Source organism: Nocardia sp. NPDC101769, assembly GCF_044766925.1.
Taxonomy (GTDB): Bacteria; Actinomycetota; Actinomycetes; order Mycobacteriales; family Mycobacteriaceae; genus Nocardia.
In genome coordinates, this window is record NZ_JBIWMX010000002.1 from 176,768 (window position 1) to 203,128 (window position 26,361).

Sequence of the window (26,361 nt, forward strand, 5' to 3'; positions counted from 1 at the left end):
AAGGAGGACACACCGTGTCGACCCCCATCATCACCGTCGATCGTGTCACCAAGAACTTCACCAACCCCTCCGGCGAGCAGCTGCCGGTGCTCTCGGATGTCTGCCTCGAGCTGCACGAGGGCGAAATCGTCGCGCTGCTGGGTAAATCCGGCTCCGGCAAGTCCACGCTGCTGCGGATCATCGCGGGCCTGATGCTCCCCTCCGCGGGGTCCGCGCGCATCCGGCAGACCGAGATCACCGAGCCGAATGCCAATACCGCCATGGTGTTCCAGACCTTCGCGTTGCTGCCGTGGCTGACCGTGCGGCAGAACGTCGAACTCGGCCTTCGCGCCCAAGGGATTTCGGCCGGGGAGCGCGGCGAGCGGGTCACCGACGCCATCGACATGATCGGCCTGGACGGCTTCGAGAACGCCTATCCCAAGGAGCTTTCCGGTGGCATGCGCCAGCGAGTGGGATTCGCCCGCGCCCTGGTGGTACAGCCGGAGGTGCTGCTCATGGACGAGCCGTTCTCGGCGCTGGACGTCTTGACCGCCGAGAACCTGCGCGGCGAGCTCATGCGACTGTGGGCGGAGACCGCCTTCCCCACCAAAACCATGCTGATGGTCACCCACAATATCGAGGAGGCGGTGCAGCTGGCCGACCGAATCCTGGTGCTGGACAACAATCCCGGCCGAATCAAGGGCGAGATCCGGGTGGGTCTCCCGCAGCCGCGTGACCCGCGCGGCGCGGGGTTCCAGGCGCTGGTGGACCAGGCCTATCGGATGCTCACCGACGCCACCTTCGATGGCGACCGGACGAGCATCGCCCCCACCCCCATCACCCGGCCGCTGCCCGATGCCGGGGTGGACGGAATCGGCGGCATGCTGGATTTTGTCGCCGCCCAAGGCGGGCGGGCCGACCTGCCGGATCTGGCGGGCGGGCTGCGCTTCGAGATCGACGATCTGATGCCGCTGGTCGACGCCGCCACCATGCTGGGGCTGGCCACCACCGCCGACGGGGATATCGAGCTCACCCTCGACGGCACCCTGTTCACCGAGGCCGATATCGACAGTGCCAAGGCCATTTTCGCTCGGCTGGCTCGAGCCAAGGCGCCCCTGGTCGCGGCGATCGACCACGCGCTGACCAGTGCGCGCAACCAGCGGCTGCGCGACGGCTTCTTCCTCGATCTGCTGCGGCGGGGCTTCACCGAGGACGCCGCGCGGCGACAACTGCGGATCGCCATCGACTGGGGGCGCTATGCCGAACTCTACGAGTACGACGCCGCCGAGCGGCTGCTCACGCGGCATCCGGACGAGGCCTGAGGCGTCCGCCAGTGCGGCGAGCCCGGGCATGGGGCTCGCCTTCGCGCATGGCCCGCACCCGGGCCACCGGGATGGTGCCCTCCTCGATCACATCGGGCGGGGGAGGGACTGGAGTTCAGGGAGGGACTCCGCCGCTTTCCCGGCCGGGATCACAACGGCCACTGCATGTGCTTGACCTCGAAGAATTCGCGGAGTCCCTCCTCGCCGCCCTCCCTGCCGATGCCGCTGTAGCCCGGCCCGCCCCACGGGGCGTCCGCCCGCATGCCGGCGCCGCCGTTGATGGTGACGGTGCCCGAGCGGATCCGGCGGCCGAAGGCGATGGCTTCGGCGGTCGGTCCCCATACATTGGCATTGAGGGCGTACCTGACGTCGTTCGCCATACGGACCGCCTCGTCGAGGTCGGTATACGGCATCACCACGCCCACCGGCGCGAAGAGTTCCTCCTGGGCGATCTCCGCCTCATTGGGCACGCCGGTCACCAGCGTCGCCTCGAGGAAGAAGCCGTCGTCGAGCCCGGCCGGGCGGCCGCCGCCGACGGGGATCCGGGCGCCGGCCGCGCGGGCGCGGGTGAGGAACCCCTCCACGTCGACGCGGTGCTCATCGGTGATCAGCGGTCCCAGGACCGTGTCGGGCGACATCGGGTCGCCGACGGCCAGGCTCCGCAGGAACCGGCCCGACTGCTCGACGTATTCGTCGAAATCGGCCTGCGGCACCAGGGTTCGGGTCGTGGCGCCGCAGGCCTGCCCGCTGTTGCGGGTGAACCGCAGTGCCGAGGCCGGTACCACCCGCGTCAGATCGGTGCCGGGCAGCACGATATTGGGCGACTTGCCGCCGAGCTCGAGGACCACCTTCTTCAGGGTCGGCGCGGCCAGCGTCAGAATGATGCTGCCGACGGAAGGCGAGCCGGTGAAGCTCACCATGTCGACCTCGGGCGCCTGCACGACCAGCGTGGTGACCTCGGGCGGGCCGAAGACCAGATTGACTGCGCCGCGCGGGAATCCGGCCTCCTCGACCAGCCGCACGAACGCCGATGTCAGCAGGATCGCCTTCGGTGATGTGACCAGGACCGTCGAGCAGCCGGCGGCCAGGGCGCCGCCGAGCTTCAAGGCGGACATCGTGATCGGCGCGTTGTAGGCGACGATAGCGGCGACCACACCGGCCGGTTCCCGCAGCAGCATGCTGCTGTTGGTGATCGGATCGTGGTCCAGTGGGAGCGGTTGCTCGTATCCGTCCCGCGGCCCTTGTGTCGCAGCCTCTGCGAACCAGCGGAAGAACTTCGCCGGCAGATCCACGTGCTGGGTGGGCCCGCTGCTGATCGGGGTGCCGAGCTCGGTGGCCGCCAGCCGGACCAGCTCGTCCCGGTGCTCCTCGAGCAGGTCCGCGAGGCGGTGCAACAGCACGCCGCGGTCAGCGGGGCGGAGTCGGCTCCACTCACCCCCGTCGAAGGCGCGCCGGGCCGCGGCGATGGCGGCGGCGACCTGGGCCGGTGCCGTGGACGGGGTGACCGCCACCGGCCGGCCGGTGGCGGGATTGATCGTGGTTATCGGCTCACCGTCGCCGGTGATCCAGCGACCGTCGACATAGCTCTCGGCGTTGCTTATCAAGGTGGTCATGACAATCCCTTTGTGTCGCAATACTTGTCGTGATCGCTGTAGCGTGTCGTGTGCCACAGCCGGTTTTCGGCGAGGCCAAGAATGTCCGCGCCCGCTGATACCGCACTGTCAGCGGGTGACGGTGGAGCCGAAGTGCGGCATGGGCACACAACTGCCGCGCGGCACACCGGCCATACTCCGCGGCGCTCTGATCACGCGCAGTCAGCCACGAAACTGCCAGCGGCGCAACCCCGCTCGTTGACATCTACTCCACGTTGAGGCGCGCGGGGCGTGAAATGCGGTATGGCGCGATCGGAGACTCCGGCCAATTCGCCTTCGCGGGAACGATGTTCGGGGCCACGCTGTATCAGCAGTGACCGGCCGATCCGGCCATCGACTCCGGGATGATCGTCATGACCGTCCCTGGTCGAGCCGGGCGCGGTCGGCGGCCACTCGGCCGGCATCCCAGCCTGCGGCGCTGCGGATTGTGATCCCACGATTGCGGGCTTGTGGAAACAAGGTGTCGAAAGCCGCGTCGACCGCGATCTGGTGCGAAGCCAAGACCGGCAGCAGTCGTTGTGGCTCAGGCGATTCCGCGATGGTGGCCGCGGTGGCTGCTTCCAGACGCTCCCCGATACGGGTGGCATAGGCGACGAGAAACGACTTCCGGAACGTCCGGCTGCGCGCTTCGTCGCTTCGGGAGGCTTTGTCGCTTCGGGAGGCTTTGTCGCCGTTCGCGATCATCGCCCTGGTGGCCTGCACGAGCAGCGAGGTGGACAACAACTCCACCGCGTCGAGATCCGCGTCGTCGCCGACGATGGTCATGAAACCCCATGCCGAGGAAAAGACGGCGCGGCATCGATTGGCCTTGGCGACCACGTCGATCAGCAGGGCCTTCGCGTCGGTGTACGGGGTATCGAGCCACATTCGCCGTGCCCCGGGGAGATCCGGGACGGCGGTGTCGGCGTCGTCGACGAGCACCCGATCGAGCGCGTACTTGGTCATCAGCTCCTGTGCCTTGGCCGACAGGGCCTCGGCCTCCTCGGGGAAGGACGTGGACTCGGCCTTGGCGAGCAGTCCGCGAACGCGGCCGAGCACCTTCTCGTCGACATGATGCGGGACAGCGGCCGTCGGACGTGCGGTACCGGGCAGGGGCGTGATGAGTTCCAGTTTCGGCAGCAGGATCAGCAGGGCGAGGGCCTCGATCACGGTGGTGAGCGCTTCGTTGGTAGTCAGCAGGTGCTTCGCCGCCCACTGGCCGAAATGCGGCGCCGAATCCGACCACCAGGCGTCCGCCGCCAATTCACCGAGCTGAGCAACCCAGGTTTCGTCGACGGTCGCAGGCGCGAAGGGCCGCACAGCGTCCGCCATGGTGTCGATCAGAAAGCTGACCGCGAAGTCGTCGACGCGCCGTCGTGCCGCCTGATGAATGTCCGCCGGCAACCAGCCATTCCGGAAGACCCGCGTCATGAGGTGCTGCCCCGCGAGGTGCGCACCCCGCTCCACTTCGTGAACGAGCGGGTCGTCAGCGGCGAGCCGGCCGGTGAATACGACGACCGGATCACGCTGTACCGATCGACCCCGCGCTCCGCGCTGGGCCGATTCCATGGCGGCCGCCAGGATCGCATTGCCGATCTCCTCAGCGGTCGGCGGCCGCTCCTCGGCCCCACCGTGCATGGCCGGAAAGTCGGCTCCGCCGTATCGCGCCCGCTGCTTGGCCGCCCGATGCTTCCGATTCGGCTTACCCATGATCGACTCCACCGACCCTCGAATCGCCATGACCTGTCACGACCCGACCGTATTTCACCGCTGTACCGCTGCCGCATTCGCCTCCAGCCGCTCCAAGCGACCCCCTATCGGTCGCTCGTCACAACCAGCACCGTGAAGGCGCGGTCGAGGCGGTCACCGACCACTTCTGGGCATCCTGAACCTGATTCGCAGACAGACCGCATCGGTGCGCGGACGGCGGGAACGATGTGGGCCAGACGCGGCCAACAATTTCAGAATGGAAACAAAATTGGGCTCGGCTACGACGAACAACACAACGCCAATCGGAAGGGTCTTCATGAAAAGGTCGTTGAGTGTTGCCGCACGGGTTGCGATCGTGGGCATTTCGGGTGTGGGTTTCGCAGCCGTCGTCGGGTCGGGTACCGCGCAGGCCGCGCCACAGGACTGCACCGTGACGAAGGGGCTGTTCGACGCGTCGGCAGTCTGCGGGCCCGACGGTGCATCCAACTACGTACTCCACCTCGACTGCGTCGGCCTCTACGCCAGTGGACCGTTCCCGCTGTACGCCGTCGGCCCCTACAAGGTGCTCAGCTACCCGTTCACCCCGTCGGGTGACCGTATTACGGCGGCCTGCACCGGCGCCGGCCCCGGCGTCTTCGCCGTCGCCACCAACGCGTACGTGGAGATCTACAACCCGTAGGCGACCTAATGGAGTGACAGCAGACGCGTCCCCGATACCGATTGCCGCGCCAGCCCCTCGGCGGATCGGCACCACGGTATCGGGGACCTGCCTTCGGTGTTCGGGGGTTGGGCGCGAATCAGGTTCTATGCCAGTAGATTTGCACGTCTTTCCGGGCGAGCCTCACCCCGGGTGTCGATCGAAACATACTGTGCCCGTATGGATTCGAATCTTCGACCGCCTGCTTCCTAGGCAGGTGCTCTCTCCCCTGAGCCACGAGCACCCGGCCCCGCGCGGGGGCTGACTTTCCGACCAGCGGTGCGGAGACCGGCGAGCACCGGTACGAGTCGTCGAGGAACAGTGCGCGGGGCAGCTCGCACCGCGCACTGACTTCGATCACCGAGTAGCGCTGATCTACTCGCTTGTCGGTGTGCTCCGTTAGTGTCCGGATTCGGCGGGGGAGAGTCGCTCGCCTTTGTGAGGCAAGGACATTCGATGACACTGGTTCGGCGGATCGCCACTGTGACGTTCGTGGGGGCTGCGCTGTTGAGCGCCGGTGCCGGGATCTCGGGGGCGGATGATTCTCATCAGGTGCTCTACGAGGTGTGGGGCAGCCCCGGTACCTCGACCGCCGCCGTCACCTATCTGGGCGACAACTACAACGTGCTGCAGGACACCAATGTGGCGCTGCCGTGGTCGAAGACGATCACGTCCAGCTCCTCTATCCCCGCGTGGAACATGAATGTGCAGAACACGGCATCCTCGGGGTCGATCTCCTGCCGAATCACCGTCGATGGCGTGGTGAAGGACGAGGAAACCGCGAACGGTTTCGCCGCCATCGCGGAGTGTTCCGTCCCCTCCTGACAGCCGCCTCGGCGATCGGCCGGGACCCGGGAACCCGCCCGAGCCACTGCGGAACGTCCGCTCATCAGTAGCGGACGTTCCGTCAACCTCGGATCTGCACGGGCAGTTGACCTTTGCCTATCCCGCGCTGGCACAATCATGCGATATCGGCATTGTGGTGCCGAATGTCAGCCGATCGGAGCCGCGAGCGGGGCGCTGATGTCACCGGCGGCGTGCAGGGTGTTGTATGCCTGTGCCAGTGCCGCGATACCGGCGGGGACCCCCGCGACCACGCCGCCGATGATCGGGCCCACCGCGGCGCCGATACCCAGGCCGGGAATGCAGCCGCCGATCGCGCCGACGATCGCACCGACGACACAGCCGCCCACGAGCCCGACCACGCCACCGGCCATGGTGCCCACGGTCGTGGCCAGCATGAACTCGTTACCGGCCTGGTTCAGCGCATCGGCGATGTCGGCCTGCGGGTCGGTCCCGGCGGCCGCGGCGACCGGGACGGCGCCCGACACCGACGGAGAAAGCGGCTGTGCCGCAGCGTCATTCGCCAGCTCCGCAACTGGCAGATCTGCCGTTGCCTGCGGCCTGGACATCCCGGCGCTGCTCGGGGAATCGGCGCTCAGGGTGGCCGCGTCCGTGGTTGTGCCGGTGGTCGGGGCGACCGGCGAGGGGGCCGCCGTGGCGACTTCGACGGTGAGGGTCATCAGGGTCGCGGTCAGTGCGGACGCGACGAGGATGCGGGTGCGGGTGTTCACTGAATCTCCTTGGTGGGCAGATTGATTGGTTGATTCATTCGCTGAAATGGACGGGGTGGCCAGGGGACCGATGGTTCATCGGAGGTCCCCTGGGACTTCGTCCGGTTCAGCGCAGCAGTTGCGCGAGGAAGCCGTCGACGTCGGGTGCGGCGGTAGCGAGCAGGGTTTCGTGGTCGTCGCCGGGGTAATTGCGCATCTCGACTCGGGTGCCCTGCCCGACGAGCTGAGCTTCCAGGTTCCATACCATCGGCGCGGGAACGTCGGCGTCCACGGCTCCCTGTGCGATGAGCAGCGGGCGGTCGTAGCCGGATGTGGGGATGTCCATCACCGGGTGTGCGAGCACCGGGAAATCGCCCTCGTCCAGCGGGCGGGCCAGCATGTCGGAGACGTTCACATCGGCTGTCTCGGCGATGAGATCGTCCAGACACAGCTGCCGGGCGCGAGCGACGATGTCCCGTCCGAACGGGGTGAGGTAGCTGTCGAGATCGAAGTCGGGCCGGGCGGCCTGGAGCCCGAGCAGCGCGTAGGCGGCATACGCATTCATGTCCGGGGGCAGCACTTTCGGTAGACCGGGCCGACCGAGCAAGGTCATCAAGTCGACGGCGCTGGCGCCGGGCGCGTAGGCGGCGCCACCGCGATAGTCCAGTTCGGGGGCATAGCGGGTGGCGTCGGTGGCGGTGAACATGGCCGCCTGCCCGCCCTGGGAATGCCCGACGACCGCCCAGCGTGTCGAGAGTCCAGGCTCGACCGCCCGAGCGGCGCGGACCGAATCCACGGTGGCATTGGCCTCGGCGTGACCGTCGAGGTAGGCGTGCGGGCCGGGGGTGCCCAGTCCGATGTAGTCGGTCGCCACGACGGCATAGCCGTCGGCGAGCCAGCGCGAGAACAACTCGGTGTAGTGGTCGTCGTCCAGTCCCATGGTGGACGGTGCGCACTTCCCGGCGACACCCATGGTGCCGTGGTCCCATGCCACCACCGGTCGGCCGCCCGGCGGCGGAGCGCCCTGCGGCAGGAAGACCAGGGCACTGGACAGTGCCGGCCGGTCAGAGGAGTCCCGGGTCCAGTACGTGATGCGGTCAACCGTCGCAGCCCCCACGACCCCGAATGCCGATACGGCCGGGCTCTGGTCGGTGACGGTGCCCGCGGGTGCGTCGGCGGCCGCGCTGTGCGCGGTGGCCATGGTCGTGAGTGCCGCCAGAGCGGCAACAGCCGACAAGCCTCGGCGCAGTGATGGTGGTGTCATGGATTACCTCGGGTCGATCGTTGAGAGCTGGGACACCATAACTTAGAAGACGTTCGTACGAATAGTTTTCTTGAGGTTTGCTCACCGGACATCGGGCAAGATGAACCCTCGAGGAGGTGGCGGTGACAACCGGATATACCGACGGGCGGCGCGCCCGAGGTCAGCAGCGATATCAGCTCGTTCTCGATGCCGCGCTCGACCTGGTGTCACGGGACGGCCTGCCCGCGCTGACGACACGAGCGCTGGCCACGGCCGCGGGGGTTTCGCTGGCGTCGATCACCTACCACTTCCCCACACGAGCGGATCTGGTGTATTCGACCTGCGCCGAAGCGGTGCGCCGCGATATCGCCTCGACCCGGGCGATCCTCGATGAACTGCGCCGCGACTTCGATCTGCGCACCGCGTCCCCCGCCGAACTGGCCGACCGGTGGCTACAGGTGAGCATGGCCCCCGACCGCCGCATGATGTCGGTATTCAGCCTGTACCTCGAGGTGGTCCGACAACCCGATCTGGCCCCGCTGGTGGTTCAGTGGGACAACGAGACCCGCGACCTGGTCGCCGCGGCTTTGACGGAAGCCGGTGCGGTGCAACCGATATCGGCCGCGAAAGTCCTCTGCGCGGCACTCGACGGACTGCGACTGCCCCTGGTGGCTTTCCCCGACGCCACACCGACCCGGGCAGACCGCGACGACCTGGCGCTGCTGTTCAGCTGGGCACTCGGCAGGCCATGAGGACCGGAACGACGAGGTCTGGTCACCGAAGCGCCGTCGAGCCCATGTTCGTCGAAAGTGATTGCGCGGTTATGGGTTCAGCCGACATAGGAGAGCTGAAGCGCCAGGATTCGAACCTGAACTGACGGAGTCAGAGTCCGCCGTGCTGCCGTTTACACCACGCTTCATCGAAAATCGGTATGCCCGGGAGGAATCGAACCCCCAGCCTTCTCCTTCGTAGGGAGACGCTCTGTCCGGTTGAGCTACGGGCATGTGGCTCTGCGCGGATGTCGGCGTCGACATCTACTCGGCATCGAGGTGCGCGGAGCTGGAGTGGTCTGCGGTCGCCGTCGCCCCTGCATGCGTCAACGGTGACGCCCGCTCGACGTTGAGGTGCGTGGGCTGGGTGGCTTGCTTTCGGGCTGGATGAGAAAGGGTCGCTCCCGGCGAATGCCGGGGAGCGACCCTGAGTGGTCTGCGGTAATCGAGACCTTCAGGGGCAGATCCGTAAGCCGACGCGGATGAGACGGCTGTGGTCGAACGTGTTCGGGCGCTGCATAAATTCGGTCACGGTGCCGCCTTTCCTGTCGTCGGGGGAGGTGTTGAAATCACGGTAGCAGCGGAGTTCTGAAGTGGTAAAACGATTTTCGATCTGAGGATGCGATGGGTGATGGCGGTGCGTCAGTGCGTTCGCCCACAACGGCTTCGACCGTCATCGCGGGCTCGATGCGACAGCCTTCGGAACGAACGGAATTCACGCGACGCGCAACGGCATATCGAGGTCGTTGTCCAGCAGCCGTTGTCTGGCCGAGCGTTCGCCGAGTTCGGGCATGGCACCGGCGGGGCTGCCGGCCAAGTCGGCGAGGCTCCATCGCAAAACCGATTCCACCTGCTGCCGGGATGCGGTGCTGCCGAATTCGGCACACAGCCGCGTGACCGTCCGGTCGAACATGCTGGGCTCGATCGTCCGCGTCGGCGCCACGGTGGCAAGAGTCATGATCACGGGTACAGGCTGCCGCGCCGACCCGCCGCTCGGCAGAGCCGAAAGACTCCTCGCCACGGTCCAGGTGTCGCTGGTTCCACGCGGCCTGTCGGCCCACCGTGGGCTCGGGGCCGTCCACCCGGAGTGCGCCGCGAGGGAGCGTGATGAACTTCGGATCTCAGCCGAATTCGCGATCGATCGGCGGCGCTACCGGCGCGCAGCTACAGTAGGCGTTCGAATCTGAAGTGGTCTCGCTTCGCATGTTTTCGCAACGGATCGATAAGAGGTACACAGCTAGTGAAGAGTTCGGCTCGGTTGCGGTTGCTTGCAGCGTCCACGGTCTGCGGCACCGCAGCGGCGCTCGCCGCGATGGCGCCGACGACCACGGCGGAGGCCCCCAGCGGCAAAACCCTTGTGGTGATCGGCGATTCCTTCTCCGCCAACGGGGAAATCCTCGACCTGCTGAACGCAGGCGGGGATCCCGGCTGCAAGCACGTGCCCACATCATGGCCGACGCAGCTGACGCAGCGTATCGGCTTGTCACCAGACGACGTCGAGGACACCTCGTGCCAGGGCGGCACGATCGACACCTCGGGCTGGACCCTGGTGCACCAGGTGAAACGGGCCATGTCCGATAGCGCGTTCGGACCACGCACCCGGACCGTGACGATTCAGCTCGGCATGAACGACGCCTGGGGAGCCGACAACCCGGTCGCCTTGTCTCGTGCCCTGACGTGTCTGACCGACCTGGTCGATGGTTGCGGTCCGGAAGCCGCAGCGCAAGGCCGCGCCCCCGACCCCGACACCATCACTGGTCGGGCCTACGCAGACCGAGTCCGCCAAGCGGTTGAGTACATCCGCTACTATGCCCCGAACGCGCGGATCGTTTTCGTGGGATACCCGGAGATACACTCTCCCGGTCAAGATTCCGCCTGCGTGAGCATCCTCGGCATCGACGCGGTCCAGCCCCGAGCAGGCGCGGTCACCGGGTTTCTGGACCGGATCGACTCGGCCCAGCGCGAGGCCGCCGGCATTCTGAACGTGAACTTCCTCGACACCCGAGCGGTAACCGCCGGGCACGGCGCCTGCACTGCGGATCCCTGGGTGGACGGAGCGTTCGACCCACGCACCGAACTGCTCGGGTTCCCCTGGCACCCCACCGCGCACGGCGACTCGATGGTCGCGGCCGCCATGCAACAGTGGATCGCTCGAGGCTGAAATAGCGCGCCCGCACAGCCGGCTCGGAGCAGCCACCGGCGGCTGAGCCCGACCGTGTCGTCAGGGGTCGGGGGAACTCGGTGAACAGAGGCCACGGGTTGCTTTCAGGCAACTAGCGTCCGGCGAGCTCAGCGACGACCGGAGCGAACCTGTCGGCGAAGTCGGCGCCGAAAACGAAATAGGAGAAGCCGATCTCCTCCCGTCGCCGCTGGATTTCCTCGGCGGCGGCCGCCGGGTCATCCGGAAGCACGGTCATTGCGTCCGCCGCGCGAAGCGCAGCAGTGTCGGTGTCGGGGCGCGCCATGTGCGGCGCGACAGTATCGCCGATAACCGGTACGGCGAGCGCGAGCTCGGCGTCGCTGATGGTCCGGAAGTCGCGTGCCAGCCGCTCGACTTCGCCGCGAGGCTGATCCCCCAGCGCGAAGGTGACCGTGTCCGCGACCTCGGCCGCCAGCGCCCGGGCCTTCGGACCGAATACGGCCATCGCCACAGGTGTGTGACGGTCGGGGCCGTCGAGATCTCGCAGCGTCTCGACGGTCTCACGGATCTGTGCCAGCCGCTCGTTCGGCGGCGGTACGACGGGCTGCCCCTTGTCGCGGAGCTCGTCCTCGATTCCCGGTCTGCCGGTGCCGATGCCCATCTCGAAGCGACCGTCGGTCAGTAGCGACAGCGAGTGTGCTTCCCACGCCGTCAGCCAGGCCGGGCGTAGCGGAGAGGCGTACACCCAGGTGCCCACGCGCAGGTCGGTCAGGGCCGCCACGGTGGCCAGTACGGGACCGGGCGCCGGTTGCATCTGCGGGAAGTCGGGCACCAGCAGCGTCGAGTAGCCGCTGTCGGCGATGCGGCGCACGTGATCTCGCCACGTCGGCAGGTCGGTTCTGAGCGGGGCAACGACCCCGAATCGAAACGGTCTCGTCATGTCTGGACTCCTGTCTGTCGGTCTATCCAGAGGAGCCGACGACGGATCCACCCGAAATTCATCGGTGCAGCCGAGATCGTGTACCACCGATCCAACTCCGCCGGACAACCTCGCCTGATGCGAAGGGATTCGACGGGGCCTGAAAGACTGTGAACGGTGGGAGTCGGCTTGTCACGCGTCATCGAAAGTTGGTGTGCCCGGAAGGATTCGAACCTTCGACCTCCTGCTTCGGAGGCAGGCGCTCTCTCCACTGAGCTACGGGCGCTCGACCCCGCGCGGATGTCGCCGTTGACATCTACTCCGCACTCGGGTGCGCGGGTCGTGAAAGGTGGGTTCCCTCGGTGAGATTCGAACTCACACTTGACGGCACCTGAGACCGTTGCCTCTACCTTTGGGCTACGAGGGAATGGGTGGGGCTACGGGATATGGAAAGGGCCGCTCTCCGTGGCGTTTTGCCCGGAAGCGGCCCTGGCGGGTCGGTGGTGCCGAAGCCGCTAGGAGACGCTCCGTACGCCGAGCCGGACGCGGAGCAGGCGGGCGAGGTCGAACATGGTCGCGGGCTGAATCAGCTCGGTCACGGGGGCCGCCTTTCCGGTGTTGTCGGGTGGAGGTGTTGAAACTACGGTAGCAACGGGTTCTGAAGCGGTAAAACGATTTTCGGAGCGGGGGTGGAGATCTGCTGGTCAGCTTCCGGTGCGGGGAGTTGGCCGACGCGGAGTAGTCGACGATGAGGGCGTGACCGTCCGAGGTGGATGGTGGCCACAGCAGGGTGACCGCCGGATTGGCGGTGATATTGCGACAGGTCACGGGTCCGGGTGCCGTGATGGTGAATCTGCCGCCGGTGAGGGCGGGGTGCTGCGGCGTGGTGTGCGGTCCGAGCACCGGGAAGCGGCCGCGGCACCCTGGTCGAATTGCTACCGCTGCCACGATGACCCGTTCAGCACTCGATCGGCGGAGCCCGCGGTCGGGAATGCCGGATCGCGCGCGGGGTTACAGAGGCGGGAGGGATTGGTTGCGGAGGTGAGCGGTGAGCGAAGCAGGTGTTCGGGTTGTGCCGGGCGCGGATCGCTGGCGCTGGCGGAACGAGTGGCTCGATTCCAGGCAGTCGTTTCCGGCCACCGGTAATTTCGATCTGGCGGCGAATGCCCACGGGCTGCTGATGATCCACAACGAGGACGTCGTCGACCCCGGCGAGGGGTTCGACACCCATCAGCATCGTGACATGGAGATCGTGACCTGGGTGCTGGAAGGGACGGTGGTCCACCAGGATTCGGCGGGTCACTCGGGTCTGATCCATCCCGGCATGGCGCAGCGGATGAGCGCGGGCACCGGGATTCTGCATTCGGAGCGCAACGGCGCCGGACGTCTGGAGCGGCAGCGCCTGCACGCCGTGCAGATGTGGGTGCCGCCCGACGAGCCCGGGGCCGCACCCGGATACCAGGAGCGGGACATCACCGCGGAGTTGACGGGGAACTCGCTGATCACCGTCGCATCGGGCATCCGGCGCGACCGCGACCGGACGGCGATCGTCATCGGAAACAGATATGCGGCTTTCCATGTGGCGCGCCTGGAGCCGGGTCGTACGGTGCAGATTCCGGACGCGCCCTACGGCCACGTCTTCGTGGCGCGGGGGAGTGTCGAATTCGAGGGCTCCGGCGTGCTGACCCAGGGCGACGCCGTGCGATTGACCGCCACCGGCGGGCATCGAGTCGCCGCTGTCGAGCAGAGCGAACTGCTGATCTGGGAGATGCACACGACCTTCGCCTGATGCGTCGACCTCTGTCAGTCCTCGATCACGGCCGGCGACTCGGTATTCATCGCGTCACGGACGATCCGGTCGACGGCCTCGGCGGTCCCAGCCAGGTTGGCATCAGGATTGCGTGCGCTCCGGCGCACGGCCGCATATGGCAATTCGATGATCAGCAGTGCCAGACGTTCGCGGTCGGCTCGGCTGCGGTAGTGCAGGCGATCGCCCAGATTCCGGACGGCGCCGTTCAGCCGGGCCTGCCGGGCCGCGGCCGCGTCGCGGGCTTCGGCGCTCCACTGTGCGCATCCGAACGACTCCGGTCCAGCGAGCAGGACCGCCGCGTCCGTCGGGTGGTGGAGCGACCAGTCGATGACATGATGCGCGGCTCGGACGGCGGCCTCCTGCGGCGGATCGACCTCCAGCGCCGGGAGAAACCCGCTGTGGAATCGATCGATCGTGCGCAGCCACAGGCCGGCCAGCAGTGCCGCCCGGTCGGGAAATCGGTAGTAGACCGAGCCGCTCGGCGCACCCGCGGCCGTCGCGACCGCGCTCATCGTGACCGCGCCGGCGCCTTCTGCCGCAGCGATTTTCGCCGCGGCGTCCAGTAGTGAGTCCGCGTTGTGCGCAGGTTTCCTCGACACGTTCTAGAGAGTAGCCTCTAATTGGAATTGGAGAGTAATCGCTAAATGGAGGAGTCATGATTCGCAACGTCCACAGCCGGGTGATCGCGGCCGACGCCCAGTCGGTCGGTCGGCTACTCGACACGCTGGCGACCGACGACGACCGGCTGTGGCCGGTCGACCAATGGCCCGCAATGCGATTCGATCGGCCACTGGGAGTCGACGCGTCGGGCGGCCATGGTCCGATCCGCTACACCTGTGTGAAATACGTTCCGGGACGTGAGGTGCGGTTCCGCTTCCGTCGCCCGCTCGGCTTCGACGGAACGCACGGATTCGTCGTGGAAGAAGTGGATGCCACGCACTCCCGCCTGACACACGAGTTGGTGATGCGGACGCACGGAAAGGACCGGCTCGCCTGGCCACTCGTGTGGCGATGGCTGCACGACGCCCTACTGGAAGACTCCCTCGATCTCGCGGAGACAGCCCTGGTCCCGGGCACGCCACCGAGGAGCTTCCACAGCGGCTACGTTCGCTTCCTCCGCGCACGTGTGCACAGTGCCGAGGTCCGAAAGGAGTTCGCCGGTTAGAGATTCGGCCTGACCAAGGCCTCAGCGATCGGTATACCCGTGCGTTGCGCGAGCAGCTGCCGCTCTCGAACCTCGCGTAACGTGCGCGGCCGATAGCCCGGACCGGTGCCGCAGCATCCGCCGTGGAAGGTCAGCCCGGAGTCGAGCACGGCCGCGAGCACCCGCCACCCGGCCTTGTCGACCTTCCGGGGCACCGCGAGATGTGGTCCGGCATCGATGAATTCGCCACCGCAGTGTGAACACCGCTTCGGCCCGCACCCGGTCGAGTGCTTATAGGACACCCGGCATTGCAGGCACACGAGATGTGTCCGACTCGGGTAGAAGCACATGCGAAGCAAGGTACGCCCCCGCCCATATCGAGTCGAGTGATCAACCCTCGGTCGCCGATGCGTGGAACTCGATCGGCGTCGGTCCGACCTCGCCGCCCATATCCGACGGAGTCGACCCCCGGATCTTGACCTCAGGCCGCAGATTGCGTATCGGGAAGTGTGCTCTTGATTGCCCGGAACAGAGCGCGCGAAACGGCTGCGGCGGGACTGAGGGAGAATGGGGTCGTGGGCGACGCAATGAAGAAGAAGTTCGGAGATCGGCTCGGCGTTCGGGCGGTCGTGGCGGGAGCGGGTGCCGTGGCACCCGTCGGCGGCTAGGTCGATGTCGGATCGGGAAGTGCCTGGACGTGGATCCCTGCCGGGACCCGGCGGGAACAGGTTCGATGCGGTGGAGCGGCTCCGCAGGCAGCTGGAGGCATTGAAGGCCGCCGAGCGCGGTGCCGCCGAAGCGGGGGATGGCTCGTCGAAGATCACCAGGCTGCCGCGTCGCCCGCGGCGTAAGAACGAGGAAGCGGCCGAGCGTCCTCAGCATCCTTGGCGTCCGGAAGGCGGCTCGATCTACGATCCGGCGCCGACCAGGCCCGTCCTTCGATCCGAGCTGCAGCGTGAGACCGGGTGGTGGCCGGTCGACCCCGGGCCGGGGCCGTACCCCGCTCCGGTCAACGATCCGGGCAGCGCCGAGCAGGGCGGGAGTGTCATCGACCTCGGTGCCATGCGGCGCAAGCGAGCCGGTGACGATGCCCCGGTCACCGGTATCCGGCCGGTGGCCCGACCCCGCAGAATCGGCCCCGCTGCGGGTGAAGGATCAGGCGGCGCGCAGGACAGCGGCAGCGACCCCGATCTTCCATCGCCGGACGGGCCCGGTCGGCGGCACTGACTTTCCACGACGCGCCCGCGCATACCGCCTGCGGAGGCAGTTCCTGCGGCGGGATTCACCCGACTCAGTCGTTGAGGTGCACGCGAAGAACGTCACCGCGGCCGGTGGCAACCATGAGATCGCGTTCGGAGCCGGGGACTGTCGCCACCGCGGCCAGCGGGTCTCTGGTCAAGAGCGAGCAGCTGGCGTGGCTGTCGGGGTCGACGCGGAGCAGGGTGCCGGACGTCGTGGCGGTGTAGAGAAATCCGCCCGGGCCGACAGCCAGGTCGTCGGCGAGTGGGGTGTCCGTGGTGGTGCTCTGGCGGGACGGGTCGGCGATCGGGATCTGGACGAGCCGGCCCTGCGAGGTGAGGTAGACCGTCGTGTAGATCGAATCACCGTGGACGGCAATGCCGTTGACGCCGAATATCTTCGCCTGTGCCGACCACTCGGTGTCGACGGTGCCATCGCGCCGGACCCGGACCACTCCGGACCCGGTGTCGGCGACGTACAGGTTGCCCTCGGCGTCGAAGGCCGCACCATTGGCCATGCTCAGGCCGTCGACGAAGGTCTCGGGAACCGGTGTGGCGGCGGTCGGGTCGAAACGGACGACACCGCTGTCGTGACGGCCGGGCAGCAGGTTCACCGAGTTGTCGCCGTAGACGACATACAGCAGCTGATCGGGTCCGAGGCGGATCGCGCCGGGCGAGGTGACCGGGACGGTCGCCGTAACCCGGCCCGCGCTGTCATAGCGCTGCACTTCATTCCGGTACAGCCGTGCGACCCACAGGTTGCCCTGCGCGTCGAATCCGAGGTTCTCGGCCCAGTCGACGAACGGGATCACCGCGGTGGCAACGGTCGATACGGTGACGGAGGGGCATGAAGTCGGTTGGGACCGAGCGGTTCCCGGCGTGGCGAGACCGGCGGCCGCCACCGCGAGCAGGGTCGCGCCCGCCGCGGCGATCCGATGCGGCCGAATGTGCGTGTGGGGGAATGGCTTCACGGTCGGTCATGGTAGGTACCAGAACCGGTCGGTTGCCTGGGTGCGCTACACCCGGGCACGCAGGCGAGCCAGGCGCGCGGCGGTCGGGCTGCCGGGCTCGGCCTGATAGACCATCAGCCGCTGGCCCGCGGCGCCGCGCACATCGAAGGACTCATACGTCAGGAACAGCTGACCGGCCTCGGGGTGGCGGAACTCCTGGGGCTCGGTCGTCGCGGTGCACAGCGTGTAGGAATGCCAGAGTTCGGCGAATTCGGTACTGGCTGCGGTGAGTTCGGCGATCACGCGACGTAGGCGCGGATCATCCGGATACAATGCCCCCGCCTGCCGGAAGCCCGCGACCATGGCCTGGCACGTCCACGTCCAATCGACGCAGAATCGGCGAGCGGCCGGTTCGAGGAATGTCATGCGGGCCAGATTGTCGACGCACGGGAATCCGGAGAAGAACGCGCCGGCGATGGCATTGGCGGCGAGGATATCCATGGCCGGATTCAGCACCAGGGCCGGTGCGGCCGGGCAGCCGTCGACGATGCGGCGCAGCGTGGGGCTGACCGTCTCGTCCGGGCTCGGACGCCGCGCGGGCGGGGCCACCCCCGCGAGACGGTAGAGGTGCTCGCGCACAGCCTCGTTCAGTCGCAGCGCACCGCTCAGGGCCTCCAGCATCTGCGCCGACGGGTGGCGCTCCCGCCCCTGTTCGAGGCGCGTGTAGTAATCGCTGTTCATTCCTGCGAGCTCGGCGACCTCCTCGCGGCGCAGCCCCGCCACGCGGCGGCGGCCGTGCGAGATCAGCCCGATCTCTTCGGGACGCAGTGCCGCGCGGCGGGCGCGCAGAAAATCGCCGAGCTCGTTGCCGGTCATGACGACCACGCTATGTGTTCGCCGCGGCCGGTTGCCCGGCGGCGGCCCCTACGGCGTCAGTAGGTGTAGAAGCCGCGGCCGGTCTTGCGGCCGAGATAGCCCGCATCGACCATGCGGCGCAGCAGCACCGGGGGCGCGTACTGCGGTTCGCCGAATTCGGCGTAGAGGGATTCGGCGACCGCGAGGGTGACGTCGAGGCCCACGGTGTCGGTGAGGCGAAGCGGGCCCATCGGGTGGGCGCAGCCGCTGACCATGCCCTCGTCGATGTCCTCGGCGCTGGCGAAGCCGGTCTCGAACATGCGGATCGCGCTGCAGAGGTAGGGGATCAGCAGGGCGTTGACGATGAAGCCGGCCTGATCCTTGGACTCGATGGTGCGCTTGCCGAGAATGTCGCGGGCGTAGGCGGTGACCTTGTCGACGACCTCGCGGTCGGTCTTGAGGGTCACCACCACCTCGACCAGCGGCAGCACCGGGACCGGGTTGAAGAAGTGCACACCCACGACGCGGCCCGGGTTGGCGGTGGCGTTGGCCAGCCGGATGACCGGGATGGACGAGGTGTTGGTGGCCAGGATGGTCTCGGGGGAGACGATGGCGTCCAGCTTGGCGAAGAACTCGGTCTTCAGCGTCTCGATCTCCGGGGCCGCCTCGATGACCAGCTCCCGGTCGGCGAAGTCGTCGATCGAGGTGGTGAGGGTGATGCGGGCGCGGGCCTCGTCGGCTGCGGCCTGCTCGAGACGGCCGGACTTGACCGCGCGGGCCAGGGACTTCTCGATGCGTGAGACGGCGGCGTCGGCCGCCGCGGTGTCGCGCTCGAGAACCAGGACCGACCCGCCTGCGCGGGCGGCCACCTCGGCGATGCCGGCACCCATGGTGCCGCCGCCGATCACGCCGATGCGTTGCACTTACTTCTCCTTGTACCTCGGGGAAATCGCCACCTATCTTGCTCGACCACCCGCGCCCGCGTTCCGCCGGGCGGCAGCGGCAACAGCCACTGGACAGTGTGCGTGTCTCAGGCCACAGGTCCGGATCGGCGGCACTCCGGGCCGGTACTGTCCAGAGCCGTCAAACATGCTGAGCGATCATCATGGGCGATTACCCCCGAGCGAGCCCCGAGCCGACGCAGACCGGTCCGGGGCTCGATCGGTCACCGTGGGCGTCCGGCCCGCCGTCTCCATTTCAGCCGTCGGCGATTCATGCCGAGCCAGGTACCGCCGATGTTCGACAGTGATCCAGCCGACGCCGGCGATCAGTCCGATCGCGGCCGCGGCGGCCCACAGACCAGTCCAGGTGTCACCGGGCGTCATGGCCAGCGCGATGACACCGACCAGCAGCAGGGCGAAGCCGGGCCACGACACACCGTCCAGCAGGGTCGGCACCGTGGCGCCCGCGGGCGGCTCGTGAATCGTTTCGGGGTGGAGATTGCTTGGCATAGGAGCGCGCTCCTTCCGGTTCGTACACTGCGCCTTCCATCGGGTTCCCGATTGCGCGTTCCCGAAACAGGCTGCTGTCGGCCGTGTCCATCATGCGCAACTCGAAATATGTTGTGTACGAACATGAATCGGCAAATTCGCGTGCGCTCGCCGAGTTGCGCGCGCCCGTGCCGAGTGCCTTCCCGCTGGAGTCAGTCCCAGGCGCCGCCATCGACGACCCAGATACCGTGGCTGCCCTGTGTCACCGGCTGACCGACCTGCAGCGTGAGTTTGCCGCCGTCCTGATTGGTGACCACGACGCTGGTCGGACCGTCCGCGGCGGCCTGGACAGTGGCCCAGCCGAATCGCTGCTGTACGAAGGCCTTTGCGACCTGAACACGATCCAGGCGCCACGGCTGGTGCCCGCCGTCCACACCCTGTTGAAGGTCACGGGCCTGCTGAGCAGTGAGGCCCTCACCGGGAAAGGTCGTCCCGGCCTGAGGTTCGGTGCTCGGCTCCGGCTGCTTCGACGGAGCCTGAGTCGGCACGACAGGGGTTTCGGCCACCGATGACGTTGTCGGCACGAGGGTTGTTTCAGGTACCGAGCCTGGGACGGTCGCGGTGGCAGTAGCCGTCGCCGCGTCCGATGGCCGGCTGGTGGGCGAGACCTTCGATGTCGTCGTGCAGCCCGCAATTGCGGCCGCACAGGTGAGGACGCCGAGAACGATCACCCCCGCCCGCCGCCCTACCAGCGCGAACGCGCTCGGCCGACGACCGACATGTGTGCTGCGCATAGGTATCCCCTGACCTCGAGCTCGAATCACCCCGACCGCGATCCACAAGGATCAGCTGCCCTGATGTCGTCGCACCGACCCCGAGCGTTAACCGCCAAAACCATTCTGGTGCAGACTTCCCGAACCCTGCCGACGATCGCCCCAATTCCAGCGCGAAACATCACCACGCAACCGCTGGGTGTCGTACCCGGGGGGTAGGTTCGCCGACATGCAGCCTGCTACCGCCATGGTCGCGGATGTCGTCGCGGCGATCACGCCCTTCGATGAAATCGAACGGCAGCACCGCGCAACCACATTGGAGTGGCTCGCGTCGACCGACGACATCTTCCGGCGCGTCAAACCCGCCACGCCGTCACCGCATCTGGTCGCGTACGTGGTGCTGGTCGATCCCCGCGAGCGCGGGATCTTCCTCGGCCGGCATCGGATGGCGGGCCTGCACCTGCCGATGGGCGGCCACGTCGAAGCCGGCGAGCATCCGCGGGATACCGCCCGACGTGAGGCGGGGGAGGAGCTCGGCATCGACCCGATCTTCGACCTGGTCGGGGAGCATCCGCTGTTCCTCACCCGGACAACGACGGTCGGTCGGGCGGCGGGCCATATCGATGTGTCGCTCTGGTATGTGATCAGCGGCGAACGCGCCCGCGATTATCCGCTCGATCCGACCGAGTTCGACGGCGGCCAGTGGTGGGACCTCGACCCGGACGGTCTGCCCGCCACCGACCCCCACCTGCCCCGATTCATTCTCAAGCTCGACGACTGTCAGCGCGGTGCTGCGGTCACGACGGCCTGATTGCCGTCGACCCGGGTTGTGCGGAGGGTCAGTTCGTTGATCGCCCAGTGCCGAGTCCGTCCCAATCGCGGTCGTCGATCACGCGGCCGTACCGGGTGACCAGCTGGCTCGGCCGGTATTCCTGTTCGAAAGACACCGGGGGAGTGTCGCGGCGGCTGCCGGCAGTGCACCGGCAATCGGCGACGGGGATGGAGGTGTGCGGCCCTGGTAGGGTGGCCGGATGCTCATCGAGGTCGACAGACTCTAGCCGCCTACTCGAAGGCGGCGTTGCGATCACACCTGCTACTCGGCGTTCCGAATCGGGAATGGGCCGTTGATTTCTGGTGTGTGTCGGCGGCGTCGGTAATCCCATGAGCAGGAAGAGTCTGTCGACACATGTCTTCATCCATGCAAGCAGCGATCACGCTGCAGAATCTGTCATTCGAATGGCCCGACGGGACCATCGCTCTCGCGGGGGTCGATGGTGTGTTCGCCACCGGGCGCACCGGTTTGGTAGGGCGGAACGGCGCGGGGAAGTCCACGCTGCTGCATCTGATCGCCGGCATCCTGACCCCGACCTCGGGGCGGGTGGAAACCAGCGGCGATGTGGGGTATCTCCCGCAGCACCTCACGCTCGCCCGGAACGACACCATTGCGCAATTGCTCGGTATCGCAGGCACACTCGCGGCCCTGCGGGCGATCGAGGCCGGCGACACCGAGGAGAAACACTTCGAGACGATCGGCGACGACTGGGACATCGAAGCCCGCGCCGACGAGATGCTCAACGAAATCGGTTTCAGCGCAGCCGATCTCGATCGTACTGTGGGCGAGATCTCCGGCGGTGAGGCCGTTCTCATCGCCGTCACCGGGCTGCGAATCAGGCGCACCCCGATCACGCTGCTCGACGAGCCCACCAACAACCTCGATCGCGAAACTCGCGCCAAGCTGGCCGAATTCGTGGATTCCTGGCCGGGCGCCCTCGTCGTGGTGAGCCACGATCTGGAACTGCTGGAGCGCATGGACGCCACCGCCGAACTACACGGCGCGACCCTCGAGGTGTACGGCGGTCCCTACGGTGCGTGGCGGGAGCACATCGAGCAGGAACAGGCCGCGGCCCAGCAGGCGGCGCGAACCGCCGAGCAGGCATTGAAGGTCGAGAAGCGGCAGCGCATCGAGGCCGAGACCAAACTGGCCCGGCGCGAGCGCACCGCACGCGCGACGCAACGTGACGGTGGCATTCCACGCATCCTCGCGGGCAACCGGGCGAGCCGGGCGCGGGGCTCGGCCGGAGTCATGCGCACCACGCTCGACGCCAAAGTCCGTGCCGCCCAGGATGTCCTGGACGCTGCGGCCGCGCGGGTCCGCCGGGACGAGCACATCCATCTCGACCTGCCGGACCCCGACGTGCCGCGCAGCCGCCGTATCGCGGAACTCGGCGACGGCGACCGCGCCATCGTCATCCAGGGCCCGGAACGGGTCGCCCTGATCGGCCCCAATGGCGCGGGCAAGTCGACGCTGATCGAGCATCTGCTCAGCGGCCGCCACCCCGAACGCGGCACCCTGCTCACCGACCGGGTGGGCTACCTGCCGCAACGCCTGGACAATCTCGACGAGCAAGTCGGCGCGCTCGACAATGTGCATGGGGTGGCCAGCACCACCACACCGGCCACGATCCGTAATCAGCTGGCCCGCTTGCTGCTTCGCGGCAGTAGTGTCGAACGCCCGGTCTCGACCTTGTCGGGCGGTGAACGCTTCCGGGTGTCGCTGGCGCGCCTGCTCCTGGCCGATCCACCGGCACAGCTGCTGATCCTCGACGAGCCGACCAACAACCTCGATATCGCCAGCGTCGATCAACTGGTGGAGGCGCTGGCCGAGTATCGTGGCGCGATCCTGGTGGTCAGCCACGACTATCCGTTCCTGCACCGGATCGGCATCGGCACCGTCGTCGAGCTCGACCGCGCGGGGAACCTGCGGCAACGCGGCTCCCTGTAACCGCCTCCGGCGCCGGGCCTCACTGTGGCCCGGCGCCGGAATCGGTGGTGACGACGTTTGCGGACGGGGTGCTCGGATAGGCGTGCAGGCGTAAGGATTCCGTAAACATTGCAGGCAGCGGCGCTAGCGGAGTGTCAACAGCGTTCCGATAGCGTCGTAGTCGAACGTTCAATTCAGGGCGATGACGACGAAACCTCCGGTGCGGGGGCGACTACGGATCTATCTGGGAGCCGCTCCCGGCGTCGGCAAGACGTACAAGGCGCTCGAGGAAGCCCGGCGGCGCGCCGGGCGCGGGACCGACGTGGTGCTCGGCCTGGTCGAGACCCATGGCCGCGAACACACCGCGGCGCTACTCGACGACCTGGAACTGATCCCGCGGAAAACCCTGTGGTACAAGGGCTTCGAGTTCACCGAGATGGACATCGACGCCATCCTGGTGCGCAGGCCCGCGGTGGTGGTGGTCGACGAGCTCGCTCACACCAATGTGCCGGGGTCGCGTAATCGGAAACGCTGGCAGGACATCGACGAACTGCTCGCCGCCGGGATCACGGTGTTGTCGACGCTCAACATCCAGCATCTGGAATCGTTGAACGACGTCATCACCGGGATCACCGGGGTGGTTCAGCGCGAGACCGTGCCGGACGCCGTGGTGCGCGCGGCCGAGCAGGTCGAGCTGGTGGACATGACCGCAGAGGCACTGCGCCGGCGGCTGGAACACGGCAATGTGTATCCCGCCGCCAAGATCGACGCCTCGCTGCACAACTACTTCCGCACCGGAAACCTCACGGCGCTGCGGGAACTGGCGCTGCTGTGGGTGGCCGACCAGGTCGACGATCAGCTCGACGCCTATCGCGCCGAACACAACATCACCCGCACCTGGGAGGCCCGCGAGCGTATCGTGGTCGCGCTCACCGGCGGACCCGAGGGCGACACCATAGTCCGGCGCGCCGCCCGCATCGCCGGGCGCACCACCGGCGCCGACCTGCTCGCCGTACACGTGACCCGCAGCGACGGCCTCGTCGACGCCGGACCCGACCATCTGGCCCGGCAGCGGCGGCTGGTGGAGGAACTCGGCGGCAGCTACCACCAGGTCATCGGCAACGACATCCCCACCGCCATCCTGGATTTCGCGCGCGGAGTCAACGCCACCCAGCTGGTGCTCGGCGCCAGCCGGCGCGGGCCCATCTCCTCGCGGCTCTCGGCCGGAGTGGGTGCGACCATCAGCGTCCGTTCCGACGCCATCGATGTGCACCTGGTACCGCACGAGGCCACCCGCACCTCGCGGCGCAGCTGGCGCACGCCACCCGCACTGAGCATGCGGCGCAGGCTGATCGGGCTGGCGACCGCGCTGGCCGGATTGCCCGCCGTGCTCGCCGCCGCCCTCGCGGTCGGACTGCCACTGGCGGCCACCATCGTGCTGCTGTTCGGTGCGGTGATCACGGTGGCGCTGATCGGCGGTCTCTACCCGGCCGCGGTCGCCGCGCTGGGTGGGTTCGCACTGCTCGACTACTACCTGATCCCGCCCAAACACAGTCTGGCGGTGGGCGATCGCGGAAACCTGCTGGCGCTGGTGATCTTCCTCGTGGTCGCGGTCGCCGTCAGCGCCACCGTCGAGATGGCCGCGCGCCGCACCGCCGAGGCCGCCCGCGCGCACGCCGAATCCGACACCCTCTCGACCGTCGCCGGCAGCGTGCTGCGCGGTGACGCCGCACTGCCCGCGCTGCTCGAACGCGTCCGGGAAACCTTCGGCATGCAGGCCGTCACCCTGCTGGAACGGCACGAGGACAGCGTCGACGACCCGGATCTGCGCCGCGATCCGGACCGGTGGCGCATCGTGGCGACCACCGGTGGCGAGCCGTGCACGGCGCCGGCCTGCGGGGATGTCGAAGTGCCCGCCGACGATCGGCTCACCCTGGTGCTGCGCGGCCGCCGCCTCGACGCGGCCGACCAGCGGGTGGCCGCGGCCTTCGCGGTCCAGGCGGCCGTCGCTCTCCGGCAACAGCGGCTCGCCGAACAGGCCGCCGCCGTTGCACCGCTCACCGAAACCGACCGGATGCGGACCGCATTGCTCGCCGCGGTCGGACACGACCTGCGCACCCCGTTGGCCGGAGCCATGGCGGCGGTCACCAGCATGCAGGACACCAGCGTCGAATTCTCGCCTGAGGACCGAGCGCAGCTGCTCGATGCGGCGGGTGAATCCCTCACGCGCCTGGACCGTCTCGTCACCAACCTGCTCGACATGAGCCGGCTGCAGGCGGGCGTCATCGGCGTCCACCTGGAGGAGCTCGCTCTCGAGGAAGTGCTGCCCCGTGCCCTGGACGACCTGGACGCCACCGACACGGTCACCGCCGCGATCGATCCGGAGCTCCCCCTCATCCGGGCGGATTCGGTTCTGCTGGAACGGGTTCTGGTGAATCTCGTGGCCAACGCCCTGCGCTACAGCCCCGCCGACCGTCACCCCTCCATCTTCGCCACCGCCGCCGCCGACGGCGCGGTCCGCATCCACGTCATCGACCACGGTCCCGGCATCGACCCCATGGACTACGACCGCGTCTTCCTCCCCTTCCAACGACTCGGCGACCGCCACAACGGCAATGGCGTCGGCCTCGGCCTGGCCCTGGCCCGCGGACTCGCAGAAGCCATGGGCGCGACCATTACTCCCGAGGCCACCCCGGGCGGGGGCCTGACCATGACGGTCATCCTGGAAGGCGCGCCCCAGGCCTCCGAGGCGGCCATCTGGTAGCGGGCAGGCGGCCGGTCGTGATCTCGACGTAGGCGTGGCCGGGTTAATGCCCAGCGACTTCTGTGCTGTACTCGTCGAGTCCAAGTTCGGAGGAGGCCCTCGAGAATGTTCGATCGAACCGTGGCGGCACGGCTACTGATGGTGTGCGCCGTACCTGTGCTCCTGATTGCCGGGTGCAGCAATGGCGGGACCACCTCGGACGGCAGTCTTCCGGACACCGAGGTGCAGGCCGTCACCACCACCTTCGAGCGATTCTTCGACAGCTCCATCCCCGTCGATCAGAAGGCGGCGTTGCTGGAGAACGGCCAGGCCTTCACGGAAACGCTGGAGAATCAGGCGCATTCGTCGATCGCGGGCGGCGCGACGGCCGGCGTCTCGCAGGTGAACGGGGACGGGCCCGGACGGGCCGCGGTGACCTTCACCATCAAGAAGCACGGAATTCCGCTGCTGCTCAACCGTCATGGCACGGCGCTGCAGATCGACGGCGGCTGGAAGGTCGCCGCCCGGACCTTCTGCGATCTGCTGCGGGTGCAGGGCAGCCCGCCCGCGGTCTGCGGGACATCGACCACCACCGCCGCGGCGCCCACGAGCTGATCGCGGCCGGTGTCGCCGCGAGAACCGTGGTGTAGCACCGTGATTGAGAGGATCCGCCGGCCCGGACTGGTTATGGTA

Annotated in this window: 25 protein-coding genes and 5 tRNA genes; 12 read left to right on the plus strand and 18 right to left on the minus strand. The window is 67.8% G+C overall.

Annotation, left to right across the window (positions count from 1 at the left end):
• The first annotated feature begins 14 nt into the window (after positions 1–14).
• Complete coding sequence (locus ACIRRA_RS03725; RefSeq protein WP_402762639.1) at positions 15–1,301, plus strand: nitrate/sulfonate/bicarbonate ABC transporter ATP-binding protein; 1,287 nt, start codon at positions 15–17, stop codon at positions 1,299–1,301.
• Positions 1,302–1,450: 149 nt separating this feature from the next.
• On the opposite strand, the gene ACIRRA_RS03730 is transcribed toward ACIRRA_RS03725, so the two are convergent.
• A complete protein-coding gene (locus tag ACIRRA_RS03730) occupies positions 1,451–2,914 on the minus strand; it encodes an aldehyde dehydrogenase family protein (RefSeq protein WP_402762641.1) in 1,464 nt (487 codons plus the stop codon).
• Between the two features lie 390 nt (positions 2,915–3,304).
• Positions 3,305–4,642 carry a DUF2786 domain-containing protein gene (locus ACIRRA_RS03735; protein ID WP_402762643.1) on the minus strand — a complete coding sequence of 446 codons (1,338 nt, stop codon included), beginning with the start codon at positions 4,640–4,642 and terminating at the stop codon, positions 3,305–3,307.
• A 328-nt stretch (positions 4,643–4,970) separates the two neighbouring features.
• Here ACIRRA_RS03735 and ACIRRA_RS03740 point away from each other — a divergent pair, with 328 nt between their 5' ends.
• Positions 4,971–5,321, plus strand: a complete 351-nt coding sequence (locus ACIRRA_RS03740; protein WP_402762646.1) for a hypothetical protein — start codon at positions 4,971–4,973, stop codon at positions 5,319–5,321.
• 189 nt (positions 5,322–5,510) lie between these two features.
• Here ACIRRA_RS03740 and ACIRRA_RS03745 read toward each other — a convergent pair.
• A tRNA-Pro gene (locus ACIRRA_RS03745) sits at positions 5,511–5,583 on the minus strand.
• A 212-nt stretch (positions 5,584–5,795) separates the two neighbouring features.
• On the opposite strand from ACIRRA_RS03745, the gene ACIRRA_RS03750 reads away from it, so the two are divergent.
• Positions 5,796–6,164, plus strand: coding sequence for an MmpS family transport accessory protein (locus ACIRRA_RS03750; RefSeq protein WP_402762648.1), 369 nt, complete (start codon positions 5,796–5,798; stop codon positions 6,162–6,164).
• A gap of 167 nt (positions 6,165–6,331) precedes the next feature.
• Here ACIRRA_RS03750 and ACIRRA_RS03755 read toward each other — a convergent pair whose 3' ends face one another.
• On the minus strand, positions 6,332–6,913 hold the full coding sequence (locus tag ACIRRA_RS03755) for a hypothetical protein (RefSeq protein WP_402762651.1): 582 nt from the start codon (positions 6,911–6,913) through the stop codon (positions 6,332–6,334).
• A gap of 106 nt (positions 6,914–7,019) precedes the next feature.
• The gene (locus tag ACIRRA_RS03760; protein WP_402762653.1) at positions 7,020–8,156 is read right to left on the minus strand and encodes a lipase family protein; all 1,137 of its coding nucleotides are present in this window, start codon (positions 8,154–8,156) and stop codon (positions 7,020–7,022) included.
• Between the two features lie 122 nt (positions 8,157–8,278).
• Here ACIRRA_RS03760 and ACIRRA_RS03765 point away from each other — a divergent pair, with 122 nt between their 5' ends.
• A complete protein-coding gene (locus tag ACIRRA_RS03765) occupies positions 8,279–8,887 on the plus strand; it encodes a TetR/AcrR family transcriptional regulator (RefSeq protein WP_402762656.1) in 609 nt (202 codons plus the stop codon).
• A 95-nt stretch (positions 8,888–8,982) separates the two neighbouring features.
• Here ACIRRA_RS03765 and ACIRRA_RS03770 read toward each other — a convergent pair.
• The 3 genes from ACIRRA_RS03770 to ACIRRA_RS03780 all read right to left on the minus strand — a co-directional run bounded on the left by ACIRRA_RS03770 (position 8,983) and on the right by ACIRRA_RS03780 (position 9,869).
• Positions 8,983–9,054: transfer RNA gene (locus ACIRRA_RS03770), tRNA-Gln, on the minus strand.
• An 11-nt stretch (positions 9,055–9,065) separates the two neighbouring features.
• A tRNA-Arg gene (locus ACIRRA_RS03775) sits at positions 9,066–9,139 on the minus strand.
• A gap of 481 nt (positions 9,140–9,620) precedes the next feature.
• Positions 9,621–9,869, minus strand: a complete 249-nt coding sequence (locus ACIRRA_RS03780; RefSeq protein ID WP_402762659.1) for a hypothetical protein — start codon at positions 9,867–9,869, stop codon at positions 9,621–9,623.
• Between the two features lie 276 nt (positions 9,870–10,145).
• Here ACIRRA_RS03780 and ACIRRA_RS03785 point away from each other — a divergent pair, with 276 nt between their 5' ends.
• Positions 10,146–11,066 carry an SGNH/GDSL hydrolase family protein gene (locus ACIRRA_RS03785; RefSeq protein WP_402762662.1) on the plus strand — a complete coding sequence of 307 codons (921 nt, stop codon included), beginning with the start codon at positions 10,146–10,148 and terminating at the stop codon, positions 11,064–11,066.
• Positions 11,067–11,178: 112 nt separating this feature from the next.
• Here ACIRRA_RS03785 and ACIRRA_RS03790 read toward each other — a convergent pair whose 3' ends face one another.
• From ACIRRA_RS03790 to ACIRRA_RS03800, 3 genes are all read right to left on the minus strand, one after another.
• Complete coding sequence (locus ACIRRA_RS03790; protein WP_402762664.1) at positions 11,179–11,985, minus strand: LLM class flavin-dependent oxidoreductase; 807 nt, start codon at positions 11,983–11,985, stop codon at positions 11,179–11,181.
• Between the two features lie 189 nt (positions 11,986–12,174).
• Positions 12,175–12,250: transfer RNA gene (locus ACIRRA_RS03795), tRNA-Arg, on the minus strand.
• 68 nt (positions 12,251–12,318) lie between these two features.
• Positions 12,319–12,391 (minus strand) — tRNA-Leu (locus ACIRRA_RS03800).
• A gap of 621 nt (positions 12,392–13,012) precedes the next feature.
• Here ACIRRA_RS03800 and ACIRRA_RS03805 point away from each other — a divergent pair.
• A complete protein-coding gene (locus ACIRRA_RS03805; protein WP_402762666.1) occupies positions 13,013–13,753 on the plus strand; it encodes a pirin family protein in 741 nt (246 codons plus the stop codon).
• Positions 13,754–13,767: 14 nt separating this feature from the next.
• On the opposite strand, the gene ACIRRA_RS03810 is transcribed toward ACIRRA_RS03805, so the two are convergent.
• Positions 13,768–14,373, minus strand: a complete 606-nt coding sequence (locus tag ACIRRA_RS03810; protein WP_402762668.1) for a TetR/AcrR family transcriptional regulator — start codon at positions 14,371–14,373, stop codon at positions 13,768–13,770.
• Positions 14,374–14,429: 56 nt separating this feature from the next.
• On the opposite strand from ACIRRA_RS03810, the gene ACIRRA_RS03815 reads away from it, so the two are divergent.
• A complete protein-coding gene (locus ACIRRA_RS03815; RefSeq protein ID WP_402762671.1) occupies positions 14,430–14,939 on the plus strand; it encodes an SRPBCC family protein in 510 nt (169 codons plus the stop codon).
• Here the strand turns inward: ACIRRA_RS03815 and ACIRRA_RS03820 are convergent.
• Complete coding sequence (locus ACIRRA_RS03820; protein WP_402762674.1) at positions 14,936–15,133, minus strand: hypothetical protein; 198 nt, start codon at positions 15,131–15,133, stop codon at positions 14,936–14,938. The two genes, ACIRRA_RS03815 and ACIRRA_RS03820, sit on opposite strands and share 4 nt — an antisense overlap.
• 472 nt (positions 15,134–15,605) lie before the next feature.
• Between ACIRRA_RS03820 and ACIRRA_RS03825 the strand changes: the two genes are divergently transcribed.
• Positions 15,606–16,145 (plus strand): hypothetical protein, encoded by a 540-nt coding sequence (locus ACIRRA_RS03825; protein WP_402762677.1) that lies wholly within the window; start codon positions 15,606–15,608, stop codon positions 16,143–16,145.
• A gap of 64 nt (positions 16,146–16,209) precedes the next feature.
• Here ACIRRA_RS03825 and ACIRRA_RS03830 read toward each other — a convergent pair whose 3' ends face one another.
• The 5 genes from ACIRRA_RS03830 to ACIRRA_RS03850 all read right to left on the minus strand — a co-directional run bounded on the left by ACIRRA_RS03830 (position 16,210) and on the right by ACIRRA_RS03850 (position 19,957).
• Positions 16,210–17,127 (minus strand): SMP-30/gluconolactonase/LRE family protein, encoded by a 918-nt coding sequence (locus tag ACIRRA_RS03830; protein WP_402762679.1) that lies wholly within the window; start codon positions 17,125–17,127, stop codon positions 16,210–16,212.
• A gap of 45 nt (positions 17,128–17,172) precedes the next feature.
• Entirely contained in the window at positions 17,173–17,982 is an 810-nt protein-coding gene (locus ACIRRA_RS03835) for a helix-turn-helix transcriptional regulator (RefSeq protein ID WP_402762682.1), read from the minus strand.
• A 56-nt stretch (positions 17,983–18,038) separates the two neighbouring features.
• Positions 18,039–18,884 carry a 3-hydroxybutyryl-CoA dehydrogenase gene (locus ACIRRA_RS03840; RefSeq protein ID WP_356998454.1) on the minus strand — a complete coding sequence of 282 codons (846 nt, stop codon included), beginning with the start codon at positions 18,882–18,884 and terminating at the stop codon, positions 18,039–18,041.
• Between the two features lie 180 nt (positions 18,885–19,064).
• Positions 19,065–19,412, minus strand: a complete 348-nt coding sequence (locus ACIRRA_RS03845; RefSeq protein WP_402762684.1) for a hypothetical protein — start codon at positions 19,410–19,412, stop codon at positions 19,065–19,067.
• A gap of 191 nt (positions 19,413–19,603) precedes the next feature.
• Complete coding sequence (locus ACIRRA_RS03850) at positions 19,604–19,957, minus strand: acyl transferase (RefSeq protein ID WP_402762687.1); 354 nt, start codon at positions 19,955–19,957, stop codon at positions 19,604–19,606.
• A gap of 436 nt (positions 19,958–20,393) precedes the next feature.
• Here ACIRRA_RS03850 and ACIRRA_RS03855 point away from each other — a divergent pair, with 436 nt between their 5' ends.
• The 4 genes from ACIRRA_RS03855 (at position 20,394) to ACIRRA_RS03870 (ending at position 26,283) form a co-directional block, all read left to right on the plus strand.
• Positions 20,394–20,975: an NUDIX domain-containing protein gene (locus ACIRRA_RS03855; RefSeq protein WP_402762690.1), complete on the plus strand. Its 582-nt coding sequence runs from the start codon at positions 20,394–20,396 to the stop codon at positions 20,973–20,975.
• A 375-nt stretch (positions 20,976–21,350) separates the two neighbouring features.
• Complete coding sequence (locus ACIRRA_RS03860; RefSeq protein WP_402762693.1) at positions 21,351–22,946, plus strand: ABC-F family ATP-binding cassette domain-containing protein; 1,596 nt, start codon at positions 21,351–21,353, stop codon at positions 22,944–22,946.
• Between the two features lie 181 nt (positions 22,947–23,127).
• Entirely contained in the window at positions 23,128–25,689 is a 2,562-nt protein-coding gene (locus ACIRRA_RS03865) for an ATP-binding protein (protein WP_402762696.1), read from the plus strand.
• 105 nt (positions 25,690–25,794) lie between these two features.
• The gene (locus tag ACIRRA_RS03870) at positions 25,795–26,283 is read left to right on the plus strand and encodes a hypothetical protein (RefSeq protein ID WP_402762699.1); all 489 of its coding nucleotides are present in this window, start codon (positions 25,795–25,797) and stop codon (positions 26,281–26,283) included.
• Positions 26,284–26,361: the final 78 nt, after the last annotated feature.